This is a genomic window from Microvirga soli, assembly GCF_016734765.1.
GTDB classification, from domain to species: domain Bacteria; phylum Pseudomonadota; class Alphaproteobacteria; order Rhizobiales; family Beijerinckiaceae; genus Microvirga; species Microvirga soli.
In genome coordinates this window covers 53128-66002 of sequence record NZ_JAERQE010000013.1, presented here as the reverse complement: position 1 = coordinate 66002, position 12875 = coordinate 53128, and the positions used below count along the sequence as shown (strand labels likewise).

The following is a 12875-nucleotide window of genomic DNA, read 5'->3' as shown; positions in this document are numbered from 1 at the left end:
TTGTTGCGATGACTTGGAACCCCGCATGTCCATTCCGACACTGATCTTCCGCACGATCCGCTGGGCGGCCTGGGACGGCTGCGAGGCGGGGTTGGAGCATGTGGACATCCGCCCGGCCGATGGCGGGCTCGACATTTCCGGTGTGGTGATCGCCCAGGAGGACGAGAGCCAGTTCGGCCTTTCATATCGCCTCAAGCTGGATGCCTTGTGGCACACGAGGAATGTTCTCGTGAAAACCACCTCGGGTCATGTGCTGCACCTGGAAAGCGATGGCCATGGGCACTGGCGCGAGAACAGTAAGGACCGGCCCGATCTCCAGGGCTGCATCGACGTCGACATCCAGGCAACCCCGATCACGAACACCCTTCCCATCCGGCGCCTCGATCTCGCGACCGGCAAGGGCATGGAGATCCGCCTGTGCTACATCACCGTACCGGATCTGACCGTCTTTGCCTCGAGCCAGCGCTATACGGCGCTTGAGGCAGGCTCGCTTTATCGCTTCGAGAGCCTGGAGGACGGCTTCACAGCCGATCTGCCTGTGGACCAGGATGGCTTCGTCATCGACTACCCCGGCTTGTTCAGGCGCCTGGGCTGACCCGGTTGTCCCAGCCGTGACATCTGGGCACAGGCAATAGCGCTGGCGCCCGCCCGTCCTTTCAGCTAAGTATTTGATATCGCATGTAGTTTTTAGTCATTCTAAACTAGAACAACAAATGATCGTCTGCTCCTGCAACATCCTCTCCGACGGTGATGTCAAAGCCTGCCTGAAGCCGGGACCTGAGTGTCCCCGCACCCCGGCGCAGGTCTATCGCTGTCTCGGCTGCAGCCCGAATTGCGGGCGCTGCGCCCGGACCATCCGCGCCATCATGGACCAAGCCCTCGCGGCCGCGGGCGTGGAGTCTATTGCCGCCTGCAACCGCGGCTGCTGCCCGACCACCCTCGAAAAAGCCGCCGCCGAACCCACCCTTTGAACAAAGGGGCTTCCACCCTAGTTCACAAATCCTCTAAGGAATGGTCCGGCGCATCGGCGCCGTTTGGACGAGAGGGTTAGATGAAGGGTGATCCCAAGGTAATCGAGTATCTCAATCGCGGCCTGCGCAGCGAGCTGACGGCGGTCAACCAGTACTGGCTGCACTACCGGCTCCTGGACGATTGGGGCTACAAGGAACTTGCGAAGACCTGGCGCAAGGAATCCATCGAGGAGATGCACCACGCGGATCGCTTCATCGAGCGCATCATCTTCCTTGAGGGCTTTGCCAACCTGCAGGTGCTCGACCCCCTGCGCATCGGCCAGAACATCCAGGAAATCCTCGAATCCGACCTTGCGGCGGAATATGAGGCCCGCAACCTCTACGGCGAGGCGGCCGCCTATTGCGACAGCATCGGCGACCGGGTGTCGAAGAACCTGTTCGAAGAGCTGATGGCCGACGAGGAAGGCCATATCGACTTCCTGGAAACCCAGATCAATCTCGTCGAGCAGATCGGCGTCGAACTCTACGCCCAGAAGCATATCGGCGGGCTCGACGACGATCACTGACGATTTCGCATCCTACCGATGCCGATGAGGCCCGCCCCATGGCGGGCCTTTTGCTTTCAAGTCGACTTGGCGAGCTTGCCGGGCTCCGCGATGGAGGCGATCGGCAGGGTCACGAGGCGCAGCTCCGGGTCGTCCGGATCGATGCGGATCGAGAAGCCGAGGCTGCGGCACATGTCGAGCATGGTGGAGTTCTCACGCAGCACCTGGCCCTCGACCTCGCGCAGGCCGTCGACCTTCGCCCACTCGATCATCAGTCGCATCAGCTCCCAGCCGAGACCGAGTCCCTTCAGGTCCGAGCGGAGCAGGATGCCGTATTCCCCGGTCTCGTGGTTCGCATCCGCATGGAGGCGGACCGCCCCCATCATCTCGCCCGTCTCCGCGTCGAAGGCCACGAAGGCGATGGCGCGGGCGTAATCGAGCTGGGTCAGGCGTGCCAGGAAGGTGTGGCTGAAGTCCCGCACCGGCGCGAAGAAGCGCAGGCGCAGATCCTCCGGGGTGATCTTCTCGAAGAAGCGCCGGAACTCGTCCTCGTCCTCCGGGCGCACGGGCCGCACGAAAGCATTTTTGCCGTTGCGCAGCCCGATATTGCGCTCCCACTCCTTCGGGTAAGGCCGCACCGCAAAGCGCGGATGTCCGCTGCCCTTGCGGGTTTCGGGCGCAACCGCCACGCGGGCATCGACCGCGATCACGCCGGTCTCATCGGCCAGCAGCGGGTTGATGTCGAGCTCGCGGATTTCCGGCAAGTCAGCGGCCATCTGGGCGAGCTTCACGAGCGTCAGGGCAATCGCCCCCTCGTCGGCCGCCGGAACGTCGCGATAGGCCTTGAGGCGGCGCGACACGCGGGTTCGCGCGACGAGATCGTGGGCAAGCTTCAGGTCGAGGGGCGGCAGGGCCAGAGCCTTGTCGTTGATCACCTCCACGGCCGTGCCGCCGCGCCCGAAGAGCACCACGGGGCCGAAGGACGGATCGTCGGCGATGCCCATGATCAGTTCGCGGGCTTTGGTTCTGCGCACCATCGGCTGCACCGTGACACCGGCGACGTGCGCGCCCGGCTTCAGGCGCGCCGCGCGCTCGAAGATGTCGGCGGTGGCCCTGCTCACCGCCTCCTCGGTGGTGAGATCGAGCTTCACGCCGCCGATGTCGGACTTGTGCACGATGTCCGGCGAGAGAACTTTGACCGCCACCGTTCCGCCCTCGGCCAGGATCGGTCGTGCGGCCTCCGCGGCCTCGTCAGGCGTCGTCGCAAGCACGACCGGGGCGGTGGGAATATCGTAGGCCCTGAGCAGCGCGTTGACCTCGAGCGGATCGAGCCAGCGGCGGTTCTGCGAAACCACATGATCCACGATGGCGCGGGCGGCTTCCGTATCCGGCTCGAAGTCATGAGGAAGGTCGTCCGGCGTTTCCATCAACTGGTTCTGGGCCTCGCGGTAGCGCACGAGCTGCATGAACCCGCGCACTGCGTCGGCCTCCGTGGCGAAATGCGGGATCCGCGCCTCCTCGAACACGCGGGCCGAGTCCGGATCCTCGCCGATCCAGGCGGCGAACACGGGCTTCTGGCGATAGCCCCTCGCCCGGTCCTTCTTGACCACGCTCACGATGGATGAGGCCACCTCCGAGGCACCGGCCACCGCCGTCGGCACGTTGAGGATGAGAACGGCATCGTTCTCCGGGTCAGTTAGCAGCGCTTCCAAGGCTCCCGCATAACGCTCCGGGTTGGCATCACCGATGATGTCGATGGGGTTCGCCTTCGACCAGGTGGGAGGCAGAATGGCATCGAGCGAATTGCGGGTCGTTTCCGAGATGGTGGCCAGCGTTCCGCCGAGATCTACCAGTCGGTCGACGGCGAGAACCCCGATGCCACCTCCATTGGTAAGAACCGCCAATCGATTGCCAGGAAAAGGCTTCTGCCGTCCCAGGGTTTCCGCCGCGGCGAAGAGCTGGTCGAGATCGAGCACGCGCAACAGCCCGGCCCGGCGGAAGGCCGCGTCATAGACCGCATCGGACCCCGCCAGCGCACCTGTATGCGTGGCTGCGGCCTTCGCCCCCTGCGCATGCCGTCCGGCCTTGATCACCACCACGGGCTTTACGCGGGCCGCAGCACGGGCGGCCGACATGAACTTCTTCGCGTTGTCGATGGATTCGATGTAGAGCAGAATCGCCCGCGTCCCGCTGTCGGCGGAGAAGAAATCGAGGCAGTCGCTGAAGTCGACATCGATCTTGTCGCCAAGCGACACAATGGCCGAGAAGCCCACATTCCGCTGGGCGGCCCATTCCACGAGGCCCGCCGCGACGGCACCCGATTGGGAAACGAGCGCCAGATCGCCGGGCTTGGCGCTGTGAGCCGCAAAGCTCGCATTCATCTTGGCCCGGGGGCTAAGCACGCCGATGCAGTTCGGTCCAACGACGCGCAGCCCGTGGGCGCGCGCCGAGAGCCTGACCTGTTCGCTCAAGGACCCCTCGCCGTAGCCCATACCGGCCGTTGCCACGATGGCAACGCTCACGCCTGCACGCCCGGCCTCCTCGATCACGCCCGGCACCCTCTCTGGAGGCACTGCGACAACGATAATGTCGGGAACCTCCGGCAACTCGGCCAAGGACGGGAAGCATGGCCTCCCTTCGATCTCCACATGATGCGGATTGACCGACACGATGTCCCCCTCGAACCCGCCGGCAATGAGATTGCGCAGGAAGGTCAGGCCAAGGGAGCCTGGGCGCGGGCTCGCGCCGACGACCGCAATGGAGCGCGGGGCGAGCAGCTTGTCGAGGCGATAGGTGGACATGAAGATCCTTCGTCTCGTGGACATTTTGGGGCGGAGCAGCCCACCAGAACCTATTGCGGCTGACAATAAGCGCAAGTCAGCCCGGCGGCTTTGATCGATCGCACAGGATCACGGGCAGGTGTCGGTCTCATGAATGCGGTGGATCACCGCCCTCCCCGGCCTGGGTTCGTGTCCAGCGGTAACGCGCATCCGGGGTGCGCTCCTCGTTGCCGGAGCCATCTGTCATCTCAACCAGCCTGAAGCCGTGGCGTTCATAGAACCGGCGCGCCTGCAGGTTGGCCTGGAAGGTCCAGAGATTCAGCTCCTGTGCATCTTCCCAGACAGCTCTCAGAAGGGCTTTTCCCACGCCGCGGCCATGCCAACCCGGATCGACATAGAGATGATCGAGCCAGTCCTGCTTCGAGACTGCAAAACCGATCAGTCGGCCCTCATCCTCGGCCAACCAGATCGTGGAGGATGGAAAGACGTGTTCCTCGAAAAACGCCAGATCCTGCTCCGGCGTGTGAAGCTCAGGCAGATACGGGAGGCAGGTCTTGCGCACGTGGCGGTGCAACCGAGCGACCGCCTCCATGTCGGCCTGGGCAGCGCGGCGCAGAACGAAGCTCTTCACTATTCCGCCCAGACCCGCGTCGGCGGGAAGATCACCTCGACGAGGGTTCCCTCGCTGGGTCGGCTGGAGATCTGCAGCGCACCGCAATTGGCTTCGACGAGCGCCTTGGTGAGAGGCAGACCGAGACCCGTGCCGCCGCGCTTGCGCGAGGTCGCGAGCTGGCGGAAAGGTTCGAGGGCAGCCTCGACCTCCTCGGGCGTCATGCCGATGCCGGTGTCGCGCACCCGGAAGGCCACTTCGCCCCGGTCCGTCATGGCCGTGGAGACGATCACCTGCCCGCCCGCATCGGTGAACTTGATGGCGTTTGACACGAGGTTAAGCACGATCTGGCGCATGGAACGCTCGTCGGCCACCACAGGCGGCAGCTTCGGCGCAAAGCTCATGCGCATGACGATGCGGTCGCGGGCGGCCTGCGGCTGAAGCAGGGCGACGCAGCTGGACACGAGATCGTTCAAGCCGACCCCGGTAAACGAGAGCTCCAGACGCCCCGCTTCGATTTTCGCAAGATCCAGGAGATCGTTCACGAGGCTGATCACATGCGCGCCGGAGGCGTGAACGTCCTTGAGGTATTCCTTGTAACGATCGTTCTCAATTGGGCCGAAGCGCTCCTCGAGCATGACTTCAGCAAAGCCGAGGATGGCATTCAAAGGCGTGCGGATCTCATGGCTGATCTTGGCCAGGAGATCGGATTTCTGGGCGCTCGCTTCCTCAGCCGCATGCTTGGCACCGATCAGCTCGCCTTCGGTCTTCTTGAAAGCCGTGATGTCGCGCAGAACCGCGCAGAACCGCCGCTCCGGACCATCGCCCAGGCGGCCCATGGTCATGAAGAGCGGGATGGATCCGCCCTGGCGCTCCCGGCCGAGCACCTCGCGCCCGTCGTTGAGCAGGCTGCCGACCCCTGGCGAGCGCAGGCGTTCAAGATAATCGAGGGCAACGATGTGGCTCTCAGGTGCCAGCAGCACCGTGATGGCATCGCCCGCCACCGCCCGCTCGTCATAGCCGAAGAGCGCCTCGGCCGAGCGGTTGAGGGAGAGGATGCGCCCCGTCTCGTTGAGCACGATCACGCCGTCGGTGGCCGTATCGAGGATCGCCTCCAGCTCATGGACGCGGCTGTCCTGGGGCGAAGGCGGGGGAACATCGGCATTGGAAGCCCTGCGGATCACCAGAAGGGCCGCCTCCCCGCCGTCCCACGCGGCAGACGAAGCACGTAATGTGACGGCGATGTTCTCGCCGCCGCGTGTGGTCAGCGCGAGGGCCGTGTCCTCCTCGCCCGAACCTCCAAGGGCGGGAGAGCCGCGAAACAGATGCACGAGTCCGCCATCGGCCCGGATCTGCTCGATCGTCTCATAGCCGGTGAGATCGAGCAGGAAGCGGTTGGCGAAAAGGATGCGTTCGCCGCGATGGATCAGGATGCCGATCGGCAGCCGATCGAGGATGGGGTCGCCGCTGGCCGGAGGGGCCGCTGGCTCGGAGGGAGCATCTCTCTCGGCAGCCTGTGCGGGCTCTTCGGGGCCGCCGGGTTGATCCGGAGCCTTGTCCTGAGATGACCCATCCTCCAGGCGCGCGCCGAGCGCCCGCGCAATTTCCCGAAACGCATTTCGCTCGGCATCCGAAAGGGTCGATCCGGGAGGCTGCTTATCCGCAAGCTTCCGTTGCGGCGCAGGCTCCGGTGGCGCGGTGCTGGAGAGCGCTTCTGCTACCTGCTCCCGAAGATTGGTGAACCAGTTGTCCTCATCGGGCGCATCGCTCCCGTCCTCTGGCTCCTGCGAGGGCATTTCCTCCGGCGGACGGAACGGAAAGGTGTCGTCAGGGACGAGGCTCTGGGCGATCAGATCGGCCCGACTGCTCCCCTCATCCTCCATCGAGGTCTCGATGACTTCCCGCTCACGCGTCGCGTCCATGCGCAGAAGGCCGAAACCCCGAAAGCCGATGAGCTTCCGGTCCGCGCTTAGGACGGGCATGCCGGCCCAATCGACGGGTACCTGCAATGGCGCGTTGTCGATATTCCAGAAAACGGTGCGTCCGCTCCAGGTAGCCCGGTGGGCAAAAAGGTCAGCGACGGCGCCGTCCGGATCCTCGACGACCGAACAAGACACCTCGTCCCAGGTCCGCCCGACGATATCGGCCGCAACAGGTCCGACCGCTCGGGCAAGCTCCGGCGAGATTTCGATGAAGCGGGTCTGCGAATCCGTCTGCCAGACGAACCGGATTGGGCCGCGGGGCTGGTCCGCTTGCCGAGCAGGATCGCCCGAGATTTCAGGAATTTGCTTCTGAGACGGTGAATTCTCGTCGGCAGCTTGACGAGCGCGAGGGCGCCTGGCCCTGTTTGCCGATCCACTGAAGGCGGTCACCAGTACGGCTTCGCCGTTGTCCAAGGTCGCCAAACGGCAGGCGCAGGCAACCGGAAGCCAAGGGCGAGTTGGGTCGAGCCTCAGACGCTCCACCCGGACACCCGCGTGGGGGGCAAGGCCGCCGGCGAGAGCCTTGATCCGTTCACGGGTGCGAACATCGCGGGTTACCCTCTCGAAGCCCTCCGCAAAGGCATCCCTCACCCCGTCAGAGCCAAGTGATGTCCAGAGCAGCCCCTCCCCTGTCCGATCCCAGATGAACACGACCGCGCCCGGCCCGGCAAGCAGGCCCAAGTCCGGCTCGGCGGCAAGCCGCACGATCAGCATCTCAAAGGGATCGGGACCACCCGTCATCAACGGTCCTTGCAGGGAATGTCACAGAAAGTCTTCTGTTGAGCTTCTAGAATAATATGTGCGGTCAAGCATGCAAGGCGGGACCCTTGAATCCATTTACTTTCAGGTAACCTTAATAACGCGAGGCACAAAGCAGTTGATTTTGCAGCGCACAATGTGATATTGCACTGCACAAATGCCTTATTTAGCAAGGAGCACGTCATGGCAGCGAACCAGCCCCAAGGTTATGAGATCCCCCCGGAGATGCGCGATTTCGCCGAGAAGAGCGTCGATCAGGCCCGCAAGGCTATCGACGGCTTCATGAGCGCGGCTCAGAAGACGGCCGACACCTTCGAAGGCTCGGCCGCTACGGTCCAGACCAGCGCCCGCGATGCAGCGCGCAAGACCTTCGCCTATACCGAGCAGAACCTGAACGCGGCCTTCGACCTCGCTCAGAGGATGGTTCGCGCCAAGGACATGCAGGAAGCGATGCAGATCCAGGCTGAGTTCGTGCGCAGCCAGTTCGAGGCGATGCAGGCCCAGATGAAGGAATTCGGTTCCATGGCACAGTCGGCCATGAAGCAGCCGGGCTCCAAGAAGTAAGCCACTCTCCAACAGCCCTGCGAGGACCTCACGATGGCGGAAGCGAAGAAGCCAAGAGCCAAGAGAGCAACGAAGGCCACCAGCCTCGAGCCGAGAGCCGATCTCATCGAGCTGGCGGCTGCTCCAGCCGCCGCGGTCTTGGAAGCGGTTCCGGCTGCCAAGCCTGCAAGGCAGGCGAAGGCCGTCGAGGTGAAGCCTGCCTCGGCTGAGGCTCTCTTCTCCTCGGCACAAAAGCAGAGCGACGCCTTCCGTCAAGCCGTCGGCGAGGCTGTGACGGTGTCCGCAAAAGGTGCCCTGGAGGTCAATGGCAAGATCATCGATGCCCTGACCATCCAAAGCAGCACGGCTCTCGACCTCTGGCGCTCGGCGATCAGCCCTGCCCCGTTGCCCGAGGCCCTCAAGGCGCATAGCCAAGCGACGCGTCTGGCCTACGAGGCCGCTTCCGCCCAGTGGAAGGACATCGCAGAGTCGACGGCGCTCTGGTTTACCAAGAGCCTGGAGCCTCTGCACTCGGCCTTCCAGCGGCCAGGGCGCTGAGCGGACTATTCCTCCGCATGATCATGCGTTAAGGCTCGGCCACATCGGCCGAGCCTTTTTCATGTCTTCATCTCCCACTCCAGCCGTCATTGCCGTCGTCATCCATGAGGAGCGAACCCTGCTGGTCCGCCGGGCCAATCCGCCCGATGCCGGACTGTGGGGCTTCCCCGGTGGAAAAATCGAATTCGGCGAGACGGTCCGCGCGGCAGCCATCCGGGAGTTGCTGGAAGAGACGGGCGTCCATGCGGAAGCCCAGGACGTCATCACCACGCTCGACATCCTGGTGCCGGATCCTTCCGGCGTGGTTCACCAGCACTACATCCTGATCGCCGTTCGTTGCCGGTGGATCTCCGGCGAGCCTATCGCGGGCGACGACGCACTTGAGGCCGGCTGGTTTCCAGTGATCGACCTTGAACATGACAGGCTTGCCATGAGCGCCGATGTGGACACGATCGTTCGGCGCGCTCAGGCGCTGGAGTCGAATTCGCTCTAAGGGTCTTCTGACTGTCGAACCGACGATCTCAGCTTTGGAGAAAAAGGCCTCACCCTTAAGGGGATGAGGCCAAGTTTTTGTCTCTTAACCTGAGGCTGGAAGGCCCGACGTTACGGTCCGATTTGCACATAATCGCCAGCCGATCTCAACCCGCACCCCCGCATCATGGTTGATGAAAAGTAAACGTTCACGAAGCATCAAGCATGTTTCAAACGGTTACATCCAAACATATTGCAACATTCTCTCATATTCTCTTATGAACCAAGCGACGGGCACTTCATGCCTAGCGATTTCTGGCTCACAAGTACGGAATACAATCATGCGTAAATCTGCTCTTGGACTGCTCGCTGCCACAGCGGCTCTCGGCCTTGCGGCTTCGAATGCCCAGGCGGCCGATCTTCCGTCCCGCTACTCCCCTGCCGCTTCCTACAATGCGCTCCCGGTTTTCACCTGGACCGGCTTCTATGCGGGCCTGAACGCCGGCTATGGCTGGAACATGGGCGATAGCCGCTTCTACGATCCGACCTTCGGCAGCATTCCCGGTCGGCGGCACAGTGGCTTCGTGGGCGGCGCACAGGGCGGGTACAATTATCAGTTCGGCATGTTCGTGGCTGGCGTGGAGACGGATCTCCAATATGCTGCTGTCGGCAACAAGGGTGCCTCCTACGGCACGACCTATTACCCGGGCGACTCGGGTGGCTTCTTCGGCACCATCCGCGCCCGCGCCGGCGTGGCCTTCGACCGCGCCCTGGTCTATGGCACAGGCGGTTTCGCCTATGGCGATGTCGGCGGCAACAGAGGCTACGACCCGGTTCTCGGGCATCATTCAGGCGATGAGGTCAACTGGGGCTGGACCATCGGCGGCGGTGTCGAATACGCGATCACCAACAATTTCACCGCCAAGGTCGAAGGCCTCTATGTGGATATCGATACCAAGGACAATTTCGACCAAGGCGGTCGCGTGAGCGTCAACCGCGATGCCGAGTTCGGCGTGCTGCGTGCGGGCGTGAACTACAAGTTCAACTGACCGTCCGACATTTCCGAAAACACGAAGGCCCGGTGCAGCAGCACTGGGCCTTTTCTTTTTTCTGTTGACCGGAAAGTGCGTCAGGGATCGTTGACGGCCCGAGGTGCTTGGAGCGTCTCTGTCTCACTGCGCTTGAGAGCAAGCAGCCGCTTGGCGGCGATCCCGCCCGGATCGGATGAGTAGAGCCTGTCGCTGAGCACTTCGATCTGCCAACGCTGCAATTCGAGCAATGCCCTCAAGGACCTCACCCGATGCTGGAGATCAAGAGCATCCCTCAAGGGATCAGGGTGGTGGCCTGTCATGGAACCATGACTGCCAGTGTTGCGATGAATCATGTCTGAACGCGCAATAGGGTGAACATCAATCGGATGGACCTGCCACGAACAGACCCGGCAGGAAGGGCCCTACGCATACCAAGACTTGTCACGGCCCCGGAACGGGGCTCGCGCATCGGCAATCATGAGAACTCAGCTTAATGGATGTAAGTGTCTTACAATTCCTGAAGGCTGACAAGGCTCACTGAGTGCATGTCACGCGACCTAAGGGCCAAGGTAGGCTCTTTTGAGGCTAGTGTGCTCGACCTTGGAAAAGGTCACTCGAAATCCGCTTGGAACCTGAGATGAAGTTCGGCAGTTCCACCGGCAGAGCTTGAAAAGAGAATGCCCCATGCCAGACACTCGCCACGAAACGGAAGCGGACAAAATTCTCTCGGCCTTGAGCCTCACCGTCCATGACGAGCAGGCCCTCCTCCAGGGTCGGCAGCTTTTGGCCGAAGCTTTGGAGCAGGCAGAGCGACGCGGACGCCAGATCCTTGGAAACCAAAAAGAATCGAGCGGCTGAAGCATCGCCAAGAACAAGGCGGCTCAGCTTTTCAGCGCCAAGATTCAGCCTCTGCTAACGGCCGTGGAATAGGATCCACCGCAACCGGCAGGCACCCCCTGCGACATCGACGGCGAGGAACGGCCCCATGCCACGGCACGTTCCCTCTCTGTGCGATAGAGCACAGCGGGCAAAGTCCGGGTGTGATGATCTTCCGGGCGTTGGAGAATAGGTTGATGCGCTCCTTTCTGATGATAATCTTGGCTGGCACCTTCGGTACGGCAGCAATGGGTGGCGCTCTGGCTCAGTCGGCCGATACCCGCATTGCCTCCATGCCCTTCGGCGAGTGCCTCTCGATCATCAGCGAAGCTGCGCAGGAGATGGGCGAGGAGCCGATCAAGCTCGTCAACACGAGCGATGTGGTGACAGCTCGTATCCAGGCCTCGGACGGTTTCGTCACCGTTTCGTGCGATCGGAGCGCCAGCAAGATCACTCTCACCAAGAGCCCCGTTCCGGAAGCTGCCGGAATGACGGCAGCGCGTTGATTGCGGTTGCCCTCAGGGCCGATCAAGAAATAAGCACCTGAGGCCCGTCATTAGCGGCGGATGATAAGTTCATAAAAGTACAAGATCCAAACGCCCTTCATGTGATTATAAGCAGCATGGGCTTTTGCCTCTGAGCGCGGCGGTCATGCATCGCGATACTCTTCTGCACCAATTGGAAATCCTCGACCGAAGAGACTGCAGCTTTCTCATGAGCCCTGTCGTACTCAGGTCATGGTTTTCTGGTGAAGTCGGCACGTGACTAAGGAGTTTCTGGCTCCGCTATGGAAATCTTGGGAACTTGGCGTGACGTCGGATGATTCCGCATGTGACGCATGAGCTGTGCGTATTTGAGTTGATCCATTTTCAGCCAATGAGGAAAGACAATGCCTTCAAAACATTTCAGCCAGACGCCGCCTGACAGGGCGAACGACCTTTTCGACAAAATCCTTGCAACCTCAGACAGCGCAACCAAAACACGCGAACGCCTCTTTGTGGACCTGAAGGATGAGTTGGAGCTTCTCGCCAGCCTGCAGGAGCAGCATCTCTTCCCCATCCTGCAAAGGCACGGGATGCAGGACCTGCTCAGCGCCTCCATCAACGATAACGAAGAGACGGCCTCTCTGCTGGCAGACCTCGAAACTATGCAGAAGAGCAGCGGCGAATTTCTTGGCAAGGTCGCTGAACTCCGTAAGGCATTCCAGCGACATATTCGGGATGACCGGAAACAGCTTCTCCCGGCTGTCCTCGAGGTGCTCAGCGATGAGGAGGCTCGAGCGGTCGCAGACCAGGTCGAGGACGAACTGGCGAGCCTCAACGACGCAAAGCAAGTCGAAGATCGCACGCCAACCGATATGCTCCCAGCGGTGCGAAGCAGCCTGGACGGCGTCGATGAAGTTGTTCGCATGGGAGCAGACGGCGCGCACACTGTCGCCACAGGCGTGCAGGATCTCTCGCAGGAATGCCTGAGCATGAGTCAGAAGCGGCTTCAGACGAACCTCGAGGGATGGACCAAGCTCACACAGTGCCGGTCCCTTCAGGACCTCACCAGAGCTCAGGTGTCGCTCATGCAGGACAATCTTGAGTTGACGCTCCAGAACAGCTTTCGCCTGGCTGACTTGGCCGTGAAGCTAGCCGAGAAGGCCACGTGGCACGGCGGCGGAAAAGGGAGCGTGGCTGCTCCATTTCTTCGGAGCCCGGCAGGAAGGAGTCTTCCTCTAGGCTAAGCTAGGACCGCAATAGAGCG

At 62.2% G+C, this 12875-nt stretch carries 14 protein-coding genes; 10 read left to right on the top strand and 4 right to left on the bottom strand.

Annotation, left to right across the window (positions count from 1 at the left end):
• The first annotated feature begins 25 nt into the window (after positions 1-25).
• From JKL45_RS13375 to bfr, 3 genes are all read left to right on the top strand, one after another.
• On the top strand, positions 26-595 hold the full coding sequence (locus JKL45_RS13375; RefSeq protein WP_201861609.1) for a putative glycolipid-binding domain-containing protein: 570 nt from the start codon (positions 26-28) through the stop codon (positions 593-595).
• Positions 596-713: 118 nt separating this feature from the next.
• Positions 714-971, top strand: a complete 258-nt coding sequence (locus tag JKL45_RS13370) for a (2Fe-2S)-binding protein (protein WP_201861608.1) — start codon at positions 714-716, stop codon at positions 969-971.
• Between the two features lie 80 nt (positions 972-1051).
• Positions 1052-1537, top strand: a complete 486-nt coding sequence (bfr, locus tag JKL45_RS13365) for a bacterioferritin (RefSeq protein WP_201861607.1) — start codon at positions 1052-1054, stop codon at positions 1535-1537.
• A gap of 56 nt (positions 1538-1593) precedes the next feature.
• Here bfr and JKL45_RS13360 read toward each other — a convergent pair whose 3' ends face one another.
• From JKL45_RS13360 to JKL45_RS13350, 3 genes are all read right to left on the bottom strand, one after another.
• Positions 1594-4317 (bottom strand): bifunctional acetate--CoA ligase family protein/GNAT family N-acetyltransferase, encoded by a 2724-nt coding sequence (locus JKL45_RS13360; RefSeq protein WP_201861606.1) that lies wholly within the window; start codon positions 4315-4317, stop codon positions 1594-1596.
• Positions 4318-4444: 127 nt separating this feature from the next.
• Positions 4445-4927: a GNAT family N-acetyltransferase gene (locus JKL45_RS13355; RefSeq protein WP_312896959.1), complete on the bottom strand. Its 483-nt coding sequence runs from the start codon at positions 4925-4927 to the stop codon at positions 4445-4447.
• On the bottom strand, positions 4927-7629 hold the full coding sequence (locus tag JKL45_RS13350; protein WP_201861605.1) for a PAS domain-containing sensor histidine kinase: 2703 nt from the start codon (positions 7627-7629) through the stop codon (positions 4927-4929). The genes JKL45_RS13355 and JKL45_RS13350 overlap by 1 nt, the downstream gene beginning before the upstream one ends.
• A 201-nt stretch (positions 7630-7830) precedes the next feature.
• On the opposite strand from JKL45_RS13350, the gene JKL45_RS13345 reads away from it, so the two are divergent.
• The 4 genes from JKL45_RS13345 (at position 7831) to JKL45_RS13330 (ending at position 10268) form a co-directional block, all read left to right on the top strand.
• Complete coding sequence (locus tag JKL45_RS13345; protein WP_201861604.1) at positions 7831-8211, top strand: phasin; 381 nt, start codon at positions 7831-7833, stop codon at positions 8209-8211.
• 33 nt (positions 8212-8244) lie between these two features.
• Entirely contained in the window at positions 8245-8748 is a 504-nt protein-coding gene (locus JKL45_RS13340) for a hypothetical protein (protein ID WP_201861603.1), read from the top strand.
• Between the two features lie 61 nt (positions 8749-8809).
• Complete coding sequence (locus JKL45_RS13335; protein ID WP_201861602.1) at positions 8810-9241, top strand: NUDIX hydrolase; 432 nt, start codon at positions 8810-8812, stop codon at positions 9239-9241.
• Positions 9242-9560: 319 nt separating this feature from the next.
• Positions 9561-10268: an outer membrane protein gene (locus JKL45_RS13330; RefSeq protein ID WP_201861601.1), complete on the top strand. Its 708-nt coding sequence runs from the start codon at positions 9561-9563 to the stop codon at positions 10266-10268.
• Between the two features lie 80 nt (positions 10269-10348).
• Here JKL45_RS13330 and JKL45_RS13325 read toward each other — a convergent pair whose 3' ends face one another.
• A complete protein-coding gene (locus tag JKL45_RS13325) occupies positions 10349-10570 on the bottom strand; it encodes a hypothetical protein (protein WP_201861600.1) in 222 nt (73 codons plus the stop codon).
• Positions 10571-10934: 364 nt separating this feature from the next.
• Here JKL45_RS13325 and JKL45_RS13320 point away from each other — a divergent pair, with 364 nt between their 5' ends.
• The 3 genes from JKL45_RS13320 to JKL45_RS13310 all read left to right on the top strand — a co-directional run bounded on the left by JKL45_RS13320 (position 10935) and on the right by JKL45_RS13310 (position 12855).
• Positions 10935-11108 (top strand): hypothetical protein, encoded by a 174-nt coding sequence (locus tag JKL45_RS13320; protein WP_201861599.1) that lies wholly within the window; start codon positions 10935-10937, stop codon positions 11106-11108.
• Positions 11109-11323: 215 nt separating this feature from the next.
• Positions 11324-11632, top strand: coding sequence for a hypothetical protein (locus JKL45_RS13315; RefSeq protein WP_201861598.1), 309 nt, complete (start codon positions 11324-11326; stop codon positions 11630-11632).
• A gap of 383 nt (positions 11633-12015) precedes the next feature.
• Positions 12016-12855, top strand: coding sequence for a phasin family protein (locus JKL45_RS13310; RefSeq protein WP_201861597.1), 840 nt, complete (start codon positions 12016-12018; stop codon positions 12853-12855).
• The last annotated feature ends 20 nt before the right edge of the window (positions 12856-12875 follow it).